The sequence below is a fragment of the Bradyrhizobium sp. Crot121 genome (genome assembly GCF_059512385.1).
On the sequence record NZ_JCAMOR010000021.1, the window covers coordinates 1 to 20,263 of the forward strand.

Consider the following 20,263-nt stretch of genomic DNA (forward strand, 5'->3'; position numbering starts at 1 on the left):
CGCAGCGCGCCACCCATAGCGCCGTAGCAAGCGCGGCTTGCTTGGAGGGCAGACCGCGGCCCGTTACCCCATCTACGAAACTCAATCGCGGTGCACCGGTTTGCGTCGCGACATCCGTGGACGTCGGCATTTTTTGGGCAGCGCGGCACAGTTTTAACTGCCATCAGTTCGACGGTTGTGCTCTCCTTGGCAGCGCGACCTCTCGCTGACCACTCAGCCCCCAGCCCCGGTCGGCGGAGAGGAAGCGCGCCCCGGCGTTGATCCCACGATCGCGCCGGGGCACGATCGCGCTGGTCGCCTTGGTCATGAGTTGAGCTGGAGTGGCAGCCATGGTGCAGAACCTCGTAGCCGGATTGGTCGTGGTGGCTTTGATTGTCATGGGCGTGCTTGCCTACGCCCAGAAACATGAAGGGTGCTTGCACGGGCACTCGCTTCAAACCTTCAAGCCCTGTGGATCAGTCAGCGCTGAAATGTAGCGCTCGCCGCAATGCTACGAATGCTTGTCGATTAGCACGAGCCACTTTGCTCAATTGCGAGAGAGAAAACGAGCGCCCGCATTGTAGGCGGCCGCTCGAATATCTCATCAGGGCCCATGCCTAAATCCCGTTCGGCGTACAAGCCATCAGCAGCTTGGCAGATTCGAGAAGCTGATGTTGGCTTGCGCCGCCGATTATCCGGCTTGGGTTCGGCAGCACAAAGACGATTTCGTCGTCGTCTTGCATGACATAGTGATTATCGTGCTCTCTTTCGGTGATGATGACGGCACGCCTCAGTGCCATGCCGGTCTCTCGATTAATCAGTTCTGTAGCCTCATCCACGGCCTGTTGCGTCGGAATGTTGCTGTCGGGGGGATTCCGATCCAACATGTGTCGACGGTTGTTCCACACCTCAACGATCACTCTGGGAAGGTCGGTGTCGGGGTAAGAAAGGGTTGGCTGCGTGATGTCTCTATTTTCCACACCCTGAGGTGTCTGCACTTTCCTGATGATGGCCACCGGTCAATTCCTCCCTAATGAAAATCATTTGGAGTACGGCGCTAGTCAGTCACTTTAGTCGTAGCACTTTATGCCTGCAAGCTGTCGTTGTAGGAGCGCGTCCTGGATAACGCGTGAATTAGACAGCGCCTCTGCCATATGAGTGCTGCAGTCGACCGGATGCCCAGGCGCCGATTCAAGAGGAGAGAGGCATATGTGGAATGGGCGATGCTGGTTCGAGGAGAACCAGCGGGGAAGGGTGCCGTGACTGCTCTAGCTAGCGCAGCTTCCCGCGCGCCGCGATCGGCAGTGTGCCGATGATCTCTTCGCCGCGCACCATTACCACTTCGTCCATCATGTTGACGACGACGCAGACGTGATTGGGCACGATGCGGACGACGTCGCCGACATTGGGACGGGTGTTGCTGCGGGAGAGATCGAGGAAGCCATGCTCCTCGGCGAAGCGCGCGATCCTGGCCTCGGGATGTTCGAGGATCAGCCCGTGGCCTTCGAGCCCGCCGGTATCGGTGGTCAGCGTCTTCGAGCCGGCATCGAGGATGCCGCGCTCGGGTGCGGCGCGGCTCACCACCGTCGAATAGATGTGCAGCGCGCAGTCGTCCCAGGTGGCTACGCCGGCCGCGACCTGCATGCGGTCGTTGTAGATATAGGTGCCGAAGCGATGCTCGGTCGCGCCCTTCAGCTTGCCGAGATTCTTCAGGTTCGGCGTGCCGCCGGTCGACACGATGGTCGCGTCAAGGCCGTGTGCACGCACGCCGGCCAGCGCTTCGTCGAAGAATTTCTGCGCGTCCGCCCAGCCGGTCTCGGTCGGATACAGCATGAAGCCCGCAAATTGCAGCCCCTGGCTGCCGGCGATCTCCCGCGCCAACGCGACCGCCTCGGTCGGCGTCTCGACGCCGGCGCGCTTGCGCCCCGTATCGCATTCGACCACGACCGACAGCGTGCGGCCCGACGCAGCCGCAGCCTTCGGCAGGTCGGCGACGACAACCGAATTGTCCGCCGCTACGGTGACGTTTGCTTTCCCCTGCAGCGCGCCCAGCCGCGCCATCTTCTCGTCGCCCAGCAAATTGTAGCTGATCAGGATGTCGGAGATCCCGGCCTCTGCCATGATCTCGGCCTCGCCGAGCTTCTGGCAGGTGATGCCCTTGGCACCGGCCGCGATCTGCATCTGCGCCAGCATCGGGTTCTTGTGGGTCTTGATATGCGGACGATGCGCCACGCCGGCCGCATCGCACGCCGCCTGGATTCGCGCGATGTTGCGTTCGACGCGGTCCATGTCGATGACGGCGCAAGGCGTGCCATAGTCGCGGGCGATTTTTGCGGCGAGGGGATTGGTCATGGATTATGCCTGTTCAATTTCTTCGCGCAGCACTTCGAGTTCGAGCCAGCGGTCTTCGGCGGCGGAAAGCTCCTGCTGCGCCTTGGCGATCGCGGCGGAGGCGTCGTCGAATGTCTTGCGATCCTTCGCGTAGAGGTTGGGATCGTCAAGCAGCTTCTGCTGCTTTGCGATTTCCGCGTGCAATTTCTCGATCGTCTTCGGCAATGTCTCCAGCGCGTGCTTCTCGTTGAAGCTCAGCCGCCGCTTTGGCGTAGCCGTCGGCGCCGCGGCCTTCGTTCCCTTTTTCTCCTCGACAACCGTCGTCTTTACTGCCTCGCGCTTCAGATCCGCGCCGCGCTGCGCCAGCATGTCGGTGTAGCCGCCCGCATATTCGATCCAGCGGCCATCGCCCTCGGGCACGATCACTGACGTCACCACGCGATCGAGGAAGTCGCGATCATGGCTGATCAGGATCACCGTGCCCTCGTAATCGCCGAGCATCTCCTCGAGCACGTCGAGGGTTTCGAGATCGAGATCGTTGGTCGGCTCGTCCAGCACCAGGAGGTTCGAGGGTTTTGCAAGTGCGCGAGCCAGCATCAGCCGGCCGCGCTCGCCGCCGGAGAGCACTTCCAGTGGTGTGCGGATCTGCTCCTGCGAGAACAGGAAGTCCTTCATGTAGCTGACGACATGCTTCGGCTTGCCGCCGACCATCACATGGTCGCCGCGACCGCCGGTCAGGGCTTCCGACAGCGTCGATTTCGGATCGAGGCTTTCGCGGTGCTGGTCGAGCGTTGCCATTTCAAGGTTCACGCCGAGCCGCACGCTGCCGGCATCGGGTGCCTCCGCGCCGGTCAGCAGGTTGACCAGCGTGGTCTTGCCGGCGCCGTTCGGGCCGACGATGCCGACGCGGTCGCCGCGCTGGATGCGGATCGAGAAATCCTCCACGATGTTGCGCTCGCCGAATGCCTTGCCGATGCTCTTCGCCTCGATCACCAGCCGTCCGGATTTGTCTGCCTCGGCAGCAGCGAGATTGGCGCTGCCCGCGGTGCCGCGATAGTTCCGCCGCTGCGCGCGCAGCGTATGCAGATTGGCAAGCCGCTTGACGTTGCGCTTGCGTCGTCCGGAGACGCCGTAGCGCAGCCAGTGCTCCTCGTTGACGATCTTGCGGTCGAGCTTGTGCTGATCGCGCTCTTCCTCGGCCAGCACCTCGTCGCGCCAGGCCTCGAATGCGCCGAAGCCGCGGTCGATCTGCCTGATCTGGCCGCGGTCGAGCCAGGCGGTCGCGCGCGACAAATTGGTGAGGAAGCGGCGGTCGTGGCTGATCAGCACCAGCGCCGAGCGCCGGTTCTGCAATTCGCCTTCCAGCCATTCGATGGTCGGCAGATCCAGATGGTTGGTCGGCTCGTCCAGCAGCAGGATGTCGGGCGAGGGCGCTAGTGCCCGCGCGAGCGCCGCGCGACGCGCCTCGCCGCCGGAGAGATGGGCGGGATCTTCGTCGCCGTGCAGTCCGAGCTGCTCGAGCAGATAGCGCGCCTGATAATGGTCATCGCCGGGTCCAAGACCGGCTTCCACATAGGCGAGCGTGGTGGCGTGATCGCCGAAATCCGGCTCCTGCGGCAGATAGCGGATGGTCGCGCCGGGCTGCACGAAACGGCTGCCGGCGTCAGGCTCGACCAAACCGGCCGCGATCTTGAGCAGCGTCGATTTGCCGGAGCCGTTGCGCCCGATCAGGCACACGCGCTCTTCGGCCGAGACCGAGAGCTCGACGCCCGTGAGCAGCGGCGTGCCGCCGAACGTCAGCCTGATGTCCTTGAGCTGGATCAGGGGCGGCGCCATCAGTTTTGTCCCGTTACGGTTTGTTCGGCGCGGCGGCGCTGGATGCGGCGGATCGCGGTGTCGAGTGCCGAGAGGAACGCCGAGCGGTCGCGCGGCGAGAACGATCGTGGTCCGCCGGTGATCTCGCCCGACGAGCGCAGGTCGGTCATCAGATTGCGCATCGCCAGCGTCATGCCGATCGACTGCTCCGTGAACGGTTTGCCGTTCGGCGCAATCACGTCTGCGCCCGCCTTCACACAGCGGCTCGCCAGCGGAATATCCGCGGTGATGACGATGTCGCCATCTCCGGCGCGCTCGGCGATCCAGTCATCCGCGGCGTTTATGCCGGAACCGGCGGCGACGCGTTCGATCAGCGGGTCCTGCGGCACGCGGATGAAATTGCCAGCGACCACGCTGACGGCAAGTCCGTGCCGGAGCGCGACGCGATAGACCTCGTCCTTCACCGGACAGGCGTCGGCATCGACATAGATGCGGGTGGGGTTTTCAGTCGGCATCACTGTTTGGCGGTTCATTCGTGGGCCGCATGTAACCCATCGGGCGGAAAATTGCGAGGCCGCCCACAGGCTTGCCACGGACGGTTGATGGCGTACGATCCCGTCAGAAAAACAACCAAAATAAGAGGGAACCCATGAGCAATCCGCAAACTTACCGGGTCTCGGCCTATAACACCTCGAAAGAGTCCGAGAACAAGATCCATGACGATGCGGTGGCGCGGCGGTACGGCTTCTCGGGCGGGCTGGTCCCCGGCGTCGACGTGATGGCCTATATGATGCACCTACCGGTTGCGACATGGGGCCGCGATTTCCTCGGGCGCGGCTTGATCGACGCGCGTTTCCTCAAGCCGGTCTATGATGGCGAACAGGCCGAGGTGAGGGGCGAGGCGCGCAATGGCGCGCTGTCGATCGAGGTGTTCAGCCGCGGAGAGCTTTGCGCCACCGGCAGCGCGTCGTTGCCGGCTGCGGCGCCCGCTGTTTCGGTCAAGGATTACATCGAGGTCGCCGCAGTCGCCGAGCGCAAGCCGGTGAATGCCTCGTCCTACGAAGTCGGCAAATGGCTCGGCACCCGGCCGTACACCTGGGCGGGTGACGCTGCGGCGGGATATCTCGCCGATATCAGGGAAACCGACACGATCTACACGCGCGAGAAGCTCGGCCATCCCGGCATGCTGCAGAAGGTGATGAACAAGCTCCTGGTGGACAACGCCATCCTCGGCCCCTGGATTCACGTCGGCAGCCGGATGCAGCTCCTCTCGGCCGCGAAGACCGGCGATGAGCTGACGGCCCGCGCGAAGGTCACTGCGAACTATGACAAGAAGGGCCACCGCTTCGTCGAGCTCGACGCGATCGTGGTCGCCAACGGCACCACGCCGCTGGCGTATTGCTGGCACATCGCGATCTATCAACCACGAGAGCAGGCCGCGGCGTGATTCGACGCGTCATTGCCGGGCTTGACCCGGCAATCCATCACGCTTGAAAGACTCTGCTCTGGAGATGGATGCGCGGGTCAAGCCCGCGCATGACGAGTGTTGGTGGTTGTAGGCTTCTGCCGCCATTGCCGCCTGCCCCGCTGAAGCGTCAGGCCGCCTGCGCCTTCTTCGCATCCTCGATCGCGCGCCACACTTTTTCCGGCGTCAGCGGCATGTTGATGTGCTTGATGCCGTATTCCGACAGCGCATCCACCACCGCATTCACCACCGTGGCAAGGCTGCCCGCGCAGCCGGCCTCGCCGCAGCCTTTGGTGCCGAGCGGATTGCTCTTCGCCGGCGAGGGATGATCGCCGACCGCCATGGGCGGAATGTCCTCGGCGCGCGGCAGCGCGTAGTCCATGAACGAGCCGGTGATCGGCTGGCCGGAGGCGTCGTAATTGACCTCTTCCATCAGCGCCTGGCCGATGCCTTGCGCGACGCCGCCATGCAACTGTCCCGCGACGATCATCGGATTGACGATGGTGCCGAAGTCGTTGACGCCGGTGTAGCGCACGATCCTGATCACGCCGGTGTCCGGGTCGATCTCGACCTCCGCGACGTGGCAGCCGTTCGGGAAGGTGGACGGCGTCTCCTTGGTGGCGTGGTCGACGTCGAGCGTATCAGGCCCGCCGTCGGCAATCTGGCCCTCACGCATCCGCTGCGCGAGCTCCATGATGCCGATCGAGCGGTCGGTGCCGGCGATGGTGAAGCGGCCGCCGGTAAATTCGATGTCGGCTTCGGATGCTTCCATCACATGTCCGGCCGCTTTCTTGCCCTTCTCGACGACGAGCGCGGACGCCTCGACGATGGCCTGTCCGGTCGCGGTGATCGAGCGCGAGCCGCCGGTGCCGTTGCCGAACCGCACCAGATCGCTGTCGCCTTGCTCAAGCTTGATCTTATCGAAGGGCACGCCGAGCTGGTCCGACAGCACCTGCGCGAATGGCGTGGCATGGCCCTGGCCGTAGTCGAGCGTGCCGGTGGTGAGCGTCACAGAGCCATCCGGATCGAAGGTGATCTTGCCGAGCTCGCCGCTCGGCGGCGCGGTGACCTCAAGGTAGGAGCCGACCGCGATGCCGCGCAATTTGCCGTTCTTCTTGCTCTCCCGCTTGCGCTTGCCGAAATTCTCGTAGTCCGAAATCTCCAGCGCCTTCTCGAACACGCCCTGGAAATCGCCGCTGTCATAGGTGACGCCTGATGCGGCCGGGAAGGGCAGTTGCGACGGCTTGATGAAATTGCGCTTCCGCAAGGTGAGCCGGTTCATGCCCATCTCGTCGGCGGCCTTATCGATCAGCCGCTCCATGTAGTAATTGGCCTCCGGCCGGCCGGCGCCGCGGTAGGCGCCCATCAAGGTGGTGTTTGTCAGCACCGTCTTGATGTCGACGCCGAGCAGCGGCGTGCGGTAGACGCTGGCCAGATTCTTGCCGGTGTTGAGCGACAGCGGCCCGGGCGCGACGCCGGTGATGTAGGCGCCGAGATTGCCATAACCGGAGAGCCGCACCGCCAGGAACTTGCCGTCGGCATCGAGCGCCAGCTCGGCATGGATGAGCTGGGCGCGGCCCTGGCTGTCCGAGAGGAAGCTGGTCGAGCGCTCGTCGGTCCATTTCACGGGACGTCCGAGCTCCTTCGCCGCATGCGCGATGCAGGCATACTCGGGATAGCTGAGATTCTTCATGCCGAAGGAGCCGCCGACATTGGCGGTGAGAATCCGCACTTTCTCCGGCGGCACGTTGAGGATTTTTGCCAAGGTCGTCTTGTTGCCGGAGACGCCCTGGGTCGGCACCTGCAGCGTATAGCGCTCGGTTGTCTTGTCGTAGGCCGCAAGCGCCACGCGCGGCTCCATCGAGACGACAGCGACGCGGGTATTGACGATGTCGAGCTTCGTCACATGCGCGGCGCTGGCGAAGGCAACATTGATCTTGTCGGTGTCGCCATAGTGGTAGTCGAGCGCGACATTGTTCGGGATGTGGTCGTAGAGCTGCGGCGCGCCGGGCTGGGCGGCCTCGGCGGCATCGGTCACCGCCGGCAGCGATTCGATGTCGACCTCGACGGCTTCGGCCGCATCGCGCGCCTGCGCGGCCGTTTCAGCCACCACGAAGGCGACGGGATCGCCGACGAAGCGGACCTTGTCGGTCGGCAGCGGCAGGCGGTTGGTCTGCTGCAGCGGCGAGCCATCCCGGCTCTTCAGCGGCATGCCGCAGGTGAACGGGTTGTAGTTGGCGGCCGCGAGGTCGGCCCCGGTCCACACCCCAAGCACGCCCGGCATCGCCCTGGCGGCGGCGGTGTCGATCCCCTTGATGACGCCGTGGGCGTGGGAGGAGCGCACCATCCAGCAATAGGCTTGGCCGGGCAGGGAGAAATCGTCGGTGTATTTGCCGTTGCCGCGCACCAGCGTGTCGTCCTCCTTGCGGCGGACCGGTTGCCCGACACCGTATTTTTGCAGTGCGATAGCGTTTTCGAGGGCCGCGGAAGATGTGTGATCTTGCATGGTAAATAACCTGAAATGCCGCGATTTGGAGCAATTTCGCGGTGTTTCGACCAGATAACGTAGCGTGATGTAAGCGACAACGCCCGATTAGGCATGTCGCGTGTGATGATTTGTTGCGTAGGCCTTTGGCGCTGCTAAAGTTTCCGTGAACGGAAATTCTTCGGCGGGCCGGGTGCCGCGCGGAAAGACAGTGTTGATGAAGGATGACACGCGGCCTTGCGTCGGCCTTTCGGCCCGCGAGAGCCCGTCAGGGTTGGCTACGGCGGCCGTCGAAAGCGGCGTTTACGCCGCGCTTGACCTTGGCACCAACAATTGCAGGCTCCTGATCGCCTGTCCCACCGGGGACGGGTTCCGCGTGGTCGACTCTTTTTCCCGCATCATTCGGCTCGGCGAGGGCATTTCGGCGACCGGTTCCATCAGCGACGCCGCAATCGAGCGCGCGATCGCCGCGCTCTCGATCTGCAGCGACAAGATCCGCTACCGCAAGGCGAGGCGCCTGCGGCTGATCGCGACCGAGGCCTGCCGTGCCGCCGCCAATGCCGACAGTTTCCGCGCCCGCGTCGCCGCCGAGACCGGTATCAAGCTCGAGGTGATCGACCGCGAGACCGAGGCGACGCTGGCCGTGATCGGCTGCTCGCCGCTGCTCGACCGAAGGGGCCGCGGCGCGGTCCTGTTCGACATCGGCGGCGGCTCGACCGAACTGGTGCGGATCGAGCGCGATCCGGCAAGGCCGGATGCTGCGCCCTGGATCAAGGCCTGGATGTCGATCCCGTTCGGTGTGGTCAGCCTTGCCGAGCAATTCGGCGGTCGCAATGTCACAAAAGAGTTGTATGCGCGGATGGTCGCCGAGGTCGCGCAATATGTCGCCCCGTTCGCGACCGAGCACGGCTCCGATTTGCGCGACATGCATCTGCTGGGCACGTCGGGCACGGTGACGACCCTTGCCGGCGTATTCCTCAATCTGCCGCGCTACGATCGCCGACGCATCGATGGCATCTGGATGAGCGACGCCGACGTGACTGCGACGATTCAAAATCTGCTTGGCATGAGCTATGAGGAGCGCATCAATAATAGCTGCATCAGCATCGAGCGCGCCGACCTCGTGCTTGCGGGCTGCGCGATCCTCGATGCCATCAGGAACGCATTCCCGCTGCCGCGGCTGCGCGTCGCCGACCGCGGCCTGCGCGAGGGCATGCTGGTCGAGATGATGCGCGAGGACGGCGCGCTGAAGTCGTGCCTGCACGTGCCGTAACGAGCGTGATCCGGAAAAGTGGGAACCGGTTTTCCGACAAGATCATGCTCCAACAAAGAGAATCCAGAGACACTTATGGCGAAAGATTCGACCGGCCGGCTGCACGTCACGGTGAAGAGCGGCGGCAAGCGGAAATTGTCCTCAAAACTCTGGCTGGAACGCCAGCTCAACGATCCCTATGTCGCGAAAGCCAAGGCGCAGGGCTACCGTTCGCGCGCGGCCTTCAAGCTGACCGAGATCGACGACAAATATCGTCTGCTCAAGCCGGGCATGACTGTCGTCGACCTCGGCGCTGCGCCCGGCGGCTGGAGCCAGGTCGCGGCTAAGCGCGTCGGCGCAGCCGATGGCAAGGGCAAGGTGATCGCGATCGACGTCCTGGAAATGGGGGAGATCCCCGGCGTCACCTTCGCGCAGCTCGATTTCCTTGACAACGACGCGCCGGAAAAACTGATCGCGATGATGGGCGGCCGCGCCGATGTCGTGATGTCCGACATGGCCGCCAACACCACCGGTCACCGCAAGACAGATCAACTCCGGATCGTCGGCCTGGTCGAGACCGCCGCAGCCTTCGCCTGCGACGTGCTCAGCCCCGGCGGCGCGTTCCTTGCAAAGGTGTTTCAGAGCGGCGCCGACGCCGAACTACTCGCGCAGTTGAAGCGCGACTTCTCGACCATCCGCCACGTAAAGCCCGCCGCCAGCCGGCAGGATTCGTCGGAGCGTTACGTGGTGGCGACGGGATTTCGCGGTGTCACAAAGACCGAAGGACGTTCATGACGGATCGGGTCAGGCTCGCTGGCCCGCTCGTTGCGGCAGGAGCAAGACCAGCGCCGCGATGGCGGCTGCGAGGGCACCTGAAGCCGCATATCGGCTGAGAGCCAAGCCGCCGTGATCGAGCGGCTTGTCCAGGAAATCGCCCACGGTCGCTCCAAGAGGCCGGGTCAGCACGAAGGCGATCCAGAAGAGCATCGTCCTGGACAGATTGGTCCAAAGATATGCGGCCGCGACGACGGCAATGCCTGTTGCGAAGACCAGGGCGCCGCCGCGATAGCCAAGCCCGGTTGTATCAGCCATCCAGTCTCCGAGCGCCGTCCCGAGCGTTTGCGAAAACAGGATCGTGACCCAATAGAAGGCTTCCGCCGCCTTGTTGTCGATCGATGCAATCGAGACCGACCCCATCGTTCGATGCCAGACCGCCAGCGATGCGACGAGCAGTGCCGCAAGCAGCGAGGACCCGCCGAGATAGCCGATCCCGAGTGACCGGTCCACGAAGTCCGCCAGCGTCGTGCCGACGGTTGTCGTTGCGATGATGACCGTCCAATAGAGGAACGGATGGAACCGCTTCGCGCCGATCTGGGCGGCGACCACCACGGCAAAGACGATGGCGAAAATCGCCGTCCCAACCAGGTAGCCGAGACCCATCGACATCGTCACGGCATCGCCGCCGGTTTCGCCCAGCGTCGTAGCCAGGATCTTGACGATCCAAAAGCCCAACGAAACGGCCGGCACCTTGCCGGTATCGTCGACACGGCCGTTCTTGTTGATGAATTCCATCGGCTCTTCACTCCGGCCCAAGCCCAAGGCTCCGAGCTTCGAGGCGGCGGCTTCGGCGCGCGCCGACCGTCGTTGACATGATCTTGATCACCCAGAAGACTAGTGTGACTTCGGGGACCTTGTTCAGCATCGGCGCGCCAGTGCGTCGGACACTTTGCGGAACTCCAATCGGGATATCCGGCGGTCTTGCCGAACTTCGAATGGAGCGTACCTGTCCAGACTTAGCTCCGACTTAGGAGCCGGATCGTACCGAGGATGAACGGGAGTGGAGCTAAGTATCGGCTAAGTCGGAGCTGTCATGCTCCGGGGCGCGAGCCAGACCGAGACAGGAGAACCAGAGGGAAGATGATGTCCCGTTCACGGAGCCTAGCCTGCTCGCTGGTCACTGGCATTACGATGGCCGAGACCCCCGGCGCAGCCGCGAACGATGCGGGTCCGCAAGCGCCATAGGGGGGCCGGCCGTCATGCGAGTGCTACTGGTCGAAGACGACAAAATGATTGGCGCGGCCGTTCTGGAGGCGCTGAAGGATGCCGCCTACGCCGTCGACTGGGTCAGGAACGGCGATCTCGCCATCGAGGCGATCCACAGCGAGACATACGATATCGCGTTGCTTGATCTTGGCCTGCCCCTCATCGACGGTCTTGAGGTTCTAAAACGAGTCCGAGCAGAGCGTGTGCGACTTCCAGTCATCGTGCTGACGGCGCGCGACGCCTTGAGCGATCGCGTGGCTGGTCTCGATCTCGGTGCCGACGACTACCTGGTCAAGCCATTCGAGATCGGCGAATTGCTGGCGCGCATGCGCGCTGTCCTGCGGCGCGAAGGCAGCGGTACGCCGCCGGTCCTCACCAACGGCCGCCTTTGCCTTGATCCGGCCACGCGCGAGGCGACCTTCTCGGGTGAGAAAGCCGTGCTGAGCGCACGCGAATTCGCTCTGGTTCAGGCGCTGCTGATGCGGCCCGGTGCGATCCTGTCCCGCGGCGAGCTGGAGCGGCAGATCTACGGCTGGACCGAGGAGGTCGAAAGCAACGCCGTCGAATTCCTGATCCACGCGGTGCGCAAGAAGCTAGGTGCCATTGCGATCAGGAACGTTCGCGGCGTTGGGTGGATGGTGGATCGTCCCACATGCTGAAATCGTTGCGCGCACGTCTGTTCGTCGGCCTCACGGCGATCATCGTGCTGACGGGAGCGATCGGAGGCACCTTCGCGTATCTGTGGGCCTACAGCGAAACGATCGAAATGCAGGACTCGGTCCTGATCCAGGTCGGTACGTTCGCACTGAACGCTTCGGTCAGGGAAAGCCAACCTGTCAACGGTGTCGACGCGGAGGCAGAGGTTGCAGTCATCGAACTGGGGGCGACGCCACGCGGCTCGGCCGACGAGCGTAAGCTCTGGACGCTGCCGGATGGATTGCACAACGGCACCTATAAAGGACAGCCCATCCGGGTGTTGCTGCGCACACGGGCCGATGGCAGCCGATTCGCGGTGACGCAGCGCACGGAGATCCGCACCGAGATTGCAGGCAATATGGCGTTGCGGACGTTGCTGCCGATCGTCGCGCTGGTTCCATGTCTTCTGCTGGTGACAGCAGCGGTGATCGCTAGTTCGTTCCAACCGATGGTCAGGCTGGCTCATGATCTCGACGCGAGAAGGGGCGACGACATCCATGAATTGAAGGCGACGGGAATGCCGAGCGAGTTGCATCCGTTTCTCGTGTCGATTAACGGGTTGCTGGATCGCATGCGCGGCATGATGGAGCAGCAGCGGCGGTTTATCGCAGACGCGGCCCACGAACTCCGGACGCCGATTACGGCGCTGAGCCTTCAGGCTGAAAATCTGGATCCGCGTGAAATGTCGCCGCAGGCGCGCGACCGTCTCGATGCGTTGAAGAGCGGCATGCGGCGAACCAAGCATCTGCTCGAGCAACTCTTGGCACTTGCGCGCCAGGATGCCCTGCAAGTCGCGGTTTGGGAGACCGTCGCTCTCGACGAGGTCGCGAAGGAAGTCGTCGCCGATATTTTGCCGGAAGCCGCTGCGCGAGACATAGATCTGGGCTTTCGGATCGCCGAGGCTGTTGCGGTCAGCGGCGATGCGTTGTCGCTTGCCTCGGCTGTGCGCAATCTCGTCGAAAACGCGGTCAAGTTCACGCCTGATGGCGGAAGCATCGACCTTGGAGTCTATCGTGAGGGCGAGATGGCGGTCCTGCAGATCGAGGACACCGGGCCGGGAATTCCACCGGGCGATCTCGATCGAATCTTCGAGCCGTTCTTTCGAGGTGAGCGGCCGACAGGCGAGGGATCCGGGCTTGGACTCTCGATCGTGAAACGGATCATCGATCGTTACGGTGGCTCGATCGCGTTCGAGAACGTCAACGGAACCGGTCGATCGGGCCTTCGCGCGACCATTAAGATGCCGTGCAGGAGCAACGTATAGGTTCGGGGGTCAACCCGCCCCAAGCGCGACCGCGATATTGTAGGTCGCCAGACTCGCCAGATACGCCAGCGCCAGCATGTAGAAGAACGTCACTGCCATCCATCGCCAGCCGCCGGTCTCGCGGCGGATCACCGCGAGCGTCGAGGCGCATTGGGGGGCGAAGATGTACCAGACCAGCAGCGACAAAGCGGTGGCGAGGCTCCATTTGGTGGCGAGCACATGGCCGATCTGGTCGGCGGCTTCCTTGCCGCCCTCGATGGCGTAGACGGTGCCAAGCGCTGCCACCGCGACCTCGCGGGCGGCCATTCCGGGGATCAGCGCCACCGCGATCTGCCAGTTGAATCCGAGCGGCGCCAGCAGTGGCTCGATCGCCTTGCCGATGATCGCGGCGAGGCTGTAGTCGATGGCGGGATCTTGGGCGCCGGCCGGCGCGGTCGGGAATGAGGCCAGGAACCAGATCAGCACCATCATCGAGAAGATCGTCGTGCCGGCCCGCTGCAGGAACATCTTCGCCCGCGTGTAGACGCCGATGGCGATGCTCTTCAGCCGCGGTAGTTTGTAGTCGGGCAATTCGAGCATGAAGGGCGCAGGGGCGTAATCGCGCAGCATGAAGAATTTGACCAGGAACGAGACGCCGAGCGCGCTGGTGATTCCAGCCGCATAGAGGCCGAACAGGACGAGGCCGCGCAGGTTGAACCAGCCCCAGACATCGCGGTCCGGAATGAACGCCGAGATGATCAGCGTGTACACGGGAATGCGTGCCGAGCAGGTCATCAGTGGCGCGATCAGGATGGTGGTCAGGCGGTCGCGCCGGTTGTCGATCACGCGCGTCGCCATGATGCCGGGGATCGCGCAGGCAAAGCTCGAGAGAAGCGGAATGAAGGCGCGGCCGTGCAGGCCGGCGCCGCCCATGATGCGGTCCATCAGGAACGCCGCGCGCGCCATGTAGCCGAAATCTTCCAGCAGCAGAATGAACAGGAAGATGATGATGATCTGCGGCAGGAACACGATCACGCTGCCGACGCCGGAGATGACGCCGTTCTGCAGGAAGCTCTGCAGCAGCCCTTCCGGCAGCGTGTCATGCACGAACTGGCCGAGCGCGTCGAAGGCCGAGGACAACAGCTCCATCAGCGGCTGCGCCCAGGCGAACACGGCCTGGAACATCAGGAACAGGATCAGTGCGAGGATGAAAAGTCCCGCCACCGGATGCAGCACCACCGCGTCGATCCGGGCGGTCCAGGTGTCGGGCTTGGCCGGTAGCGTGACGGCGGACGCGATGATGCGGTCAGCCTCGCGCTGGGTGGCGCGCAACTCGGAGGCGGTGAGGGGCTGCCATCGATTCGGCCCGACGGGTGTCTGCTCCTGCGCCGCGATCTCGTCGGTTCGGCGCAACAGTTCCGCGATCCCGCCCTTGCGAACCGCGATCGAGGTCACGACGGGCACGCCGAGCGCCTCGGACAATTTAGGCACGTCCACGCTCACACCGCGGCGGGCCGCAATGTCGAACATGTTGAGCACCAGCATCATCGGCCGGCCGGTGTTCTTCAGCTCCAGCAGCAGGCGGATCGTCAGCCGCAAATTGGTCGCGTCCGCGACACAGAGGATGAGGTCGGGGACGGCCTCGCCAGGGGTGCGGCCCAGCACCATGTCGCGGGTGATTTCCTCGTCCGGGCTGCGCCCGCGCAGCGAATAGGTGCCGGGCAGGTCTACCAGCGAAACCTGCCGTCCGGCGGGGGTGACGAAAAACCCTTCCTTGCGCTCGACGGTCACGCCCGGATAGTTCGCGACCTTCTGGCGGCTGCCGGTCAGCGCATTGAAAAGCGAGGTCTTGCCGCTGTTGGGCGTGCCAACTAGCGCCAGGTGCAGCAGTGGGGCTTCCATCGCGTTACAGCTCGCTCCATCAGGCGACGATGATCGCCATGGCCTCGCGCCGGCGCAGGGCGATCGTGACGTTCTCGACCCTGACCGCGATCGGGTCGCGTCCAACGATCCCCTCGTGCAGCACCTCGACCCGGGCGCCCTCGACGAAACCGAGCTCGATCAACCGGCTCTCAAGTTCGTGGCCGGCGAGCGCTGAAGCTGCCTCAGCTACGGCCAGATGCTGGATCACGCCCGAATATCCCCGCTTGGCCAGTCCCAACGGCTGAGATGTTCGGATATCGGTTTGTTCGCTCATCGCACGTGTTTTTCAGCCGGGCGCGAAACGGTCAAGCGCTGCGACCAACACGAAGCTGGGATTTAGAACGATTACAAGTTGGTGACGCGAGCGCTATCCCAATCGCTGATCCCGCGCGTCCTGCGTGCCTTCGGTTGCGGCCTTGACGGCGGCGGTGGCCGCGCCCTTGCGGCTGGCGATCTCGACCGCCTTGCGGCCCGAGATCTCGTGGCCGGCATCGTCTGGCATCTGCCAGAAGAACCAGGCTGACGCCGCGGAGATGACCGCGACAACCAGGAAAGCTGGTGCGAACATGGTCGCGTTCAAGTCGCTCGCACCATCCAGCCACATCGTCGTCTCGACGGAGAACGCGCCGACCGCGACGCCGGCGGAGATCGCGAGTTGCTGGTTGACGCTGACCAGCGTGGTCGCCCGGCTCATCTGCGCCGGCTCGACCTCGGCATAGGCGACCGTGTTGATGGCGGTGAACTGCAGCGAGCGGAAGAAGCCGCCGACCACCAGGATGATCATGATCAGGAGCAGCGGGGTCGCCGCCGTGAACAGCGCGCAGGCGGCAAGGAAGAGCGAACTTATTACCGCATTGACCGTCATCAGGTTGCGGAAGCCGAAGCTGCGGATGATGCGTGCGGCAAGCGTCTTCATGCCCATGGCGCCGACGGCGGACGCGAAGGTGACGAGGCCCGACTGGAATGGCGACAGCCCGAAGCCGACCTGCATCAGCAAAGGCAGCAGGAACGGCAGGGCGCCGACGCCGAGGCGGAACATGAAGCCGCCGATGATGCTGGCGCGCAGTGTCGACAGGTTCAGCAGCGAGAAATCCAGCACGGGCGATCCGGTCCGTCGCGCGTGGATAACGTAAAGCGTCATCGAGATCGAACCGACCGCGATCAGCGAGGCGACGACCGTCCATGGCAAAAGGTTGAGGCCGGCGACCGAAAGCCCGAAGGCGATGCCGGCAAGGCCGATGCCGGCGAGCACGAGGCCATAGAGATCGAACGGCTCCGGATTCTCGCTCTTGATCGGATCGATGTATTTCAGCGCCATGAAGATGCCGAGGAAGCCGATCGGAATGTTGATCAGGAAGATCCAGTGCCAGGAGAAATAGGTGGTGATGAAGCCGCCGAGCGGTGGCCCGATCACGGGACCGATCAATGCCGGCACCGTCACCCACGCCATGGCGTTGACCAGCGCGCTCTTGTCGACCGAGCGCAATAGCACCAGCCGCCCGACCGGCGTCATCATCGCCCCGCCGAGGCCCTGCAGGATGCGCGCGAACACGAAATCGGTGACCGAGGACGATAGCGCGCAGCCGATCGATCCCAGCATGAACACGCCGACCGCTCCTGCAAAAACCATCCGCGCGCCGAACCTGTCGGCGGTCCACCCGCTCGCTGGAATGAAGACCGCAAGCGAGAGCAGATAGGAGGTGATCGCGAGCTTCAGCGTCAGCGGACTGGTGCCGATATCGGCCGCAATCGCCGGCAGTGACGTCGCGATGACCGTCGAATCCATGTTTTCCATGAATAGGGCCGTGGCGACGATCAGCGGGATCAGGCGTTGCTTGTCCATGGAGCCGGAGGCTTGAGAAGCGGGCGGGCGCGGACGGGCTGTATCACCCCGCTACGGGACTGGCTATTGCGGAACCCGCATGACCACTTAGATCGTATGCGACGCTCGATTTTGGCGTTTGCCGACGCGATTCCGCCCGAAAGGGGCGATGTCAGATCGGGACAGGCGCCGAAAAAGCCTGTGCATGGCTGGCAAACGCTTTGATTCGTCATGTCGCCATGCTATCGACCAGCGTCAACCCCACCGATGGGCTCCGATTCGACGGCGATGCAGCAGGCAGCGCCGGGAGGCGGCGCTCATCCTTTTACGTTATCGCGGCGGATCGCCGCCGAAAGGAGTTGGCAATGGCGACGGTACAGGCATTCCCCGCGATCCGCGAGGCCTTCACGTTTGACGACGTGCTGCTGAAGCCCGGCCTATCGGACGTGCTTCCCTCCGAAGTCGACATCCGCTCCTACGTCACCCGCGCGATTCCGCTCAACATCCCCATCATCGCCTCCGCGATGGACACCGTCACCGAGGCGCGCATGGCGATCGCGATGGCGCAGTCCGGCGGCATCGGCGTGATCCACCGCAATTTCGATCCCGAGGGCCAGGCCGCGCAGGTGCGGCAGGTCAAGAAGTTCGAATCCGGCATGGTGGTCAACCCGCTGACCATCGGCCCCGACGCGACGCTCGCGGATGCGCTGACGCTGATGAAGGACCACGGGATCTCCGGCATTCCAGTAGTCACCGGCGCGGCCAAGAATGTCCCGGGCAAGCTGGTCGGCATTCTCACCAACCGCGACGTGCGCTTTGCCACCGATCCCAGGCAGAAGGTCTCGGAATTGATGACGCGCGAAAACCTCGTGACCGTGCGCGAGGGCGTCAGCCAGGACGAAGCCAAGCGGATGCTGCACAAGCATCGCATCGAGAAGCTCTTGGTCGTCGACGATCAATATCGCTGCGTCGGCCTGATCACCGTGAAGGACATCGAAAAGGCGGTCGCGCATCCGCTGGCCGCAAAGGACGCACAGGGCCGCCTGCGCGTTGCCGCGGCGACCACGGTCGGCGAGGGCGGTTTCGAGCGCACCGAGCGCCTGATCGACGCCGGCGTCGACCTCATTGTCGTCGACACCGCGCACGGCCATTCCTCACGCGTGCTGGATGCCGTCAACCGGATCAAGCGGCTCTCCAACGCGGTGCAGGTGATCGCCGGCAATATCGCAACCAAAGACGGCGCGCAGGCGCTGATCGATGCCGGCGCTGACTCGATCAAGGTCGGCATCGGCCCGGGCTCGATCTGCACCACCCGCATCGTCGCCGGCGTCGGCGTGCCGCAGCTCACCGCGATCATGGATGCGGTCGAAGCGGCGAAGAAGGCCAATGTGCCCGTGATCGCCGACGGCGGCATCAAATATTCCGGCGATCTCGCCAAGGCGCTTGCCGCCGGCGCCGATATCGCGATGGTCGGCTCGCTGCTGGCCGGCACTGACGAGACTCCAGGCGAAGTCTTCCTGTGGCAGGGCCGCTCCTACAAGGCCTATCGCGGCATGGGCTCGGTCGGCGCGATGGCGCGCGGCTCGGCCGACCGCTACTTCCAGCAGGACATCAAGGATACGCTCAAGCTCGTGCCTGAAGGCATCGAAGGGCAGGTGCCCTACAAGGGGCCGGTCGCCAATGTGATGCACCAGCTCGCGGGCGGCCTGCGCGCCGCGATGGGCTATGTCGGCGCGAAGAACATCGCCGAATTCCACGACAAGGCGGAGTTCGTCCGGATCACCGGCGCGGGACTTCGCGAGAGCCACGTCCACGACGTCACCATCACCCGCGAATCCCCGAACTATCCGGGCGGGGCGTAAGCTCTCTCCTCCTGCAACGCCGTCATTGCGAGGAGCGATAGCGACGAAGCAATCCATTCCTCCGCTTGCGGACCTGTGAATTGCTTCGCTACGCTCGCAATCACAAACACAGGAGGAAACACCATGTCCCAGGGTCAGCGCATCGTTCTCGCCTCGCGTCCCGTTGGCGAGCCCAAACCATCCGACTTCCGCCTTGAGGAATATGCCGTGCCGGAGCCGGGCGCGGGCCAGGTCCTGCTCCGCACGATCTGGCTGTCGCTCGATCCCTATATGCGCGGGCGCATGAGCGATGGCCCGTCCTATGCGCAGCCGGTGCCGGTCGGCGGCGTGATGGAAGCCGGCACCGTGAGCGAGGTGGTCGCGTCCAACAATCCAGCCTTTGCCAAGGGCGACATTGTGCTGTCGCGCGCCGGCTGGCAGACGCATGCGCTCTCCGATGGCAAGGGCCTGTCCAAGATCGATCCGAAGCTTGCGCCGATCTCGACAGCGGTCGGCGTGCTCGGCATGCCCGGGATGACGGCCTACACAGGTCTCCTCGATATCGGCAAGCCGCAAGCCGGCGAGACCGTGGTCGTGGCTGCAGCATCCGGCGCGGTCGGTTCGGCGGTGGGCCAGATCGCAAGGATCAAGGGCGCCCGCGCGATCGGCATCGCTGGCGGCAAGGACAAATGCGACTTCGTGAAGAACGAGCTCGGCTTCGACGATTGCCTCGACCATCGCGATCCCGACCTCGCTGCCAAGTTGAAGGAAGCCTGCCCGAAGGGCATCGACGTCTATTTCGAGAATGTCGGCGGCGCCGTATTCGACGCGGTGTTCCCGCTGCTCAACCCGTTCGCACGCGTGCCGGTCTGCGGCCTGATCGCGCACTACAACGATACCGAAAGCAAGCCGCCGAAATGGGCGGGTGCGATGATGCGTGCGATCCTGACCAAGCGCCTGACGTTCCGCGGTTTCATCGTCAGCGATTTCGCCGCGCGTCAGGGCGATTTCCTGCGCGATATGTCGGGGTGGGTGCGCGAGGGCAAGGTCAAGTACAAGGAGTTCGTCACCGAGGGTCTCGAGAGCGCACCCGAGGCGTTCATGGGCCTCTTGAAGGGCGCCAATTTCGGCAAGCAGCTGGTGCGCGTCGGGCCCGACAAGGCGTGAGCCATCACAGCTCAGCGAGCCCTGCGATCCATGGGTCGCAGTCCGCCGACCTCGCGCATCGGTGAATGGAAATCAGGAACGCACTGCTGCTTGCGGCTGTTGGTGGCCGAGCATGATCCGAAAAAGCCGGGAACATTCGCGCGCGATGACGCGAAGCGTTCCCGCGCGGGGATCATGCGCAACCAGCAAGCCAAGATGCCG

Annotated in this window: 17 protein-coding genes; 7 read left to right on the forward strand and 10 right to left on the reverse strand. The window is 64.0% G+C overall.

Features of this window, described 5'->3' with window-relative positions; genetic code table 11:
• Window positions 1–163 precede the first annotated feature (163 nt).
• The 5 genes from AC5ZGW_RS19555 to AC5ZGW_RS19575 form a co-directional block, all read right to left on the reverse strand.
• Window positions 164–379 carry a hypothetical protein gene (locus AC5ZGW_RS19555; RefSeq protein WP_165421176.1) on the reverse strand — a complete coding sequence of 72 codons (216 nt, stop codon included), beginning with the start codon at window positions 377–379 and terminating at the stop codon, window positions 164–166.
• A gap of 217 nt (window positions 380–596) precedes the next feature.
• Window positions 597–995, reverse strand: a complete 399-nt coding sequence (locus AC5ZGW_RS19560; protein WP_130226284.1) for a hypothetical protein — start codon at window positions 993–995, stop codon at window positions 597–599.
• Window positions 996–1,251: 256 nt separating this feature from the next.
• A complete protein-coding gene (locus AC5ZGW_RS19565) occupies window positions 1,252–2,331 on the reverse strand; it encodes a D-TA family PLP-dependent enzyme (RefSeq protein WP_130226283.1) in 1,080 nt (359 codons plus the stop codon).
• Window positions 2,332–2,334: 3 nt separating this feature from the next.
• Window positions 2,335–4,146 (reverse strand): ABC-F family ATP-binding cassette domain-containing protein, encoded by a 1,812-nt coding sequence (locus tag AC5ZGW_RS19570; RefSeq protein ID WP_130226282.1) that lies wholly within the window; start codon window positions 4,144–4,146, stop codon window positions 2,335–2,337.
• A complete protein-coding gene (locus tag AC5ZGW_RS19575) occupies window positions 4,146–4,658 on the reverse strand; it encodes a YaiI/YqxD family protein (RefSeq protein WP_165435246.1) in 513 nt (170 codons plus the stop codon). Before AC5ZGW_RS19575 ends, AC5ZGW_RS19570 begins: the two co-directional genes overlap by 1 nt.
• Before the next feature lie 116 nt (window positions 4,659–4,774).
• Here AC5ZGW_RS19575 and AC5ZGW_RS19580 point away from each other — a divergent pair, with 116 nt between their 5' ends.
• Window positions 4,775–5,572 carry a hotdog family protein gene (locus tag AC5ZGW_RS19580; RefSeq protein WP_130226281.1) on the forward strand — a complete coding sequence of 266 codons (798 nt, stop codon included), beginning with the start codon at window positions 4,775–4,777 and terminating at the stop codon, window positions 5,570–5,572.
• Window positions 5,573–5,720: 148 nt separating this feature from the next.
• Here AC5ZGW_RS19580 and AC5ZGW_RS19585 read toward each other — a convergent pair whose 3' ends face one another.
• Window positions 5,721–8,096 (reverse strand): xanthine dehydrogenase family protein molybdopterin-binding subunit, encoded by a 2,376-nt coding sequence (locus AC5ZGW_RS19585; RefSeq protein WP_130226280.1) that lies wholly within the window; start codon window positions 8,094–8,096, stop codon window positions 5,721–5,723.
• A gap of 196 nt (window positions 8,097–8,292) precedes the next feature.
• On the opposite strand from AC5ZGW_RS19585, the gene AC5ZGW_RS19590 reads away from it, so the two are divergent.
• Entirely contained in the window at window positions 8,293–9,348 is a 1,056-nt protein-coding gene (locus AC5ZGW_RS19590; RefSeq protein ID WP_130226279.1) for a Ppx/GppA phosphatase family protein, read from the forward strand.
• A 75-nt stretch (window positions 9,349–9,423) separates the two neighbouring features.
• Window positions 9,424–10,122: an RlmE family RNA methyltransferase gene (locus AC5ZGW_RS19595; protein WP_130226278.1), complete on the forward strand. Its 699-nt coding sequence runs from the start codon at window positions 9,424–9,426 to the stop codon at window positions 10,120–10,122.
• Window positions 10,123–10,131: 9 nt separating this feature from the next.
• On the opposite strand, the gene AC5ZGW_RS19600 is transcribed toward AC5ZGW_RS19595, so the two are convergent.
• On the reverse strand, window positions 10,132–10,899 hold the full coding sequence (locus AC5ZGW_RS19600; protein ID WP_130226277.1) for a COG4705 family protein: 768 nt from the start codon (window positions 10,897–10,899) through the stop codon (window positions 10,132–10,134).
• A 464-nt stretch (window positions 10,900–11,363) separates the two neighbouring features.
• Here AC5ZGW_RS19600 and AC5ZGW_RS19605 point away from each other — a divergent pair, with 464 nt between their 5' ends.
• Together AC5ZGW_RS19605 and AC5ZGW_RS19610 are read left to right on the forward strand one after the other, a co-directional pair.
• The gene (locus AC5ZGW_RS19605; RefSeq protein ID WP_130226276.1) at window positions 11,364–12,029 is read left to right on the forward strand and encodes a response regulator transcription factor; all 666 of its coding nucleotides are present in this window, start codon (window positions 11,364–11,366) and stop codon (window positions 12,027–12,029) included.
• Window positions 12,023–13,330 carry a sensor histidine kinase gene (locus tag AC5ZGW_RS19610; protein ID WP_130226275.1) on the forward strand — a complete coding sequence of 436 codons (1,308 nt, stop codon included), beginning with the start codon at window positions 12,023–12,025 and terminating at the stop codon, window positions 13,328–13,330. The genes AC5ZGW_RS19605 and AC5ZGW_RS19610 overlap by 7 nt, the downstream gene beginning before the upstream one ends.
• A gap of 9 nt (window positions 13,331–13,339) precedes the next feature.
• Here the strand turns inward: AC5ZGW_RS19610 and feoB are convergent, their stop codons facing one another.
• From feoB to AC5ZGW_RS19625, 3 genes are all read right to left on the reverse strand, one after another.
• Window positions 13,340–15,211: a ferrous iron transporter B gene (gene feoB / locus AC5ZGW_RS19615; protein WP_130226274.1), complete on the reverse strand. Its 1,872-nt coding sequence runs from the start codon at window positions 15,209–15,211 to the stop codon at window positions 13,340–13,342.
• 19 nt (window positions 15,212–15,230) lie between these two features.
• Window positions 15,231–15,506 (reverse strand): FeoA family protein, encoded by a 276-nt coding sequence (locus AC5ZGW_RS19620; RefSeq protein WP_130226273.1) that lies wholly within the window; start codon window positions 15,504–15,506, stop codon window positions 15,231–15,233.
• A 93-nt stretch (window positions 15,507–15,599) separates the two neighbouring features.
• Window positions 15,600–17,075 carry an MFS transporter gene (locus AC5ZGW_RS19625; protein ID WP_130226272.1) on the reverse strand — a complete coding sequence of 492 codons (1,476 nt, stop codon included), beginning with the start codon at window positions 17,073–17,075 and terminating at the stop codon, window positions 15,600–15,602.
• A 344-nt stretch (window positions 17,076–17,419) separates the two neighbouring features.
• Here AC5ZGW_RS19625 and guaB point away from each other — a divergent pair, with 344 nt between their 5' ends.
• Together guaB and curA are read left to right on the forward strand one after the other, a co-directional pair.
• Window positions 17,420–18,916, forward strand: coding sequence for an IMP dehydrogenase (gene guaB / locus AC5ZGW_RS19630; protein ID WP_130226271.1), 1,497 nt, complete (start codon window positions 17,420–17,422; stop codon window positions 18,914–18,916).
• Window positions 18,917–19,039: 123 nt separating this feature from the next.
• Entirely contained in the window at window positions 19,040–20,062 is a 1,023-nt protein-coding gene (curA, locus tag AC5ZGW_RS19635) for an NADPH-dependent curcumin/dihydrocurcumin reductase (RefSeq protein WP_130226270.1), read from the forward strand.
• Window positions 20,063–20,263 lie beyond the last annotated feature (201 nt).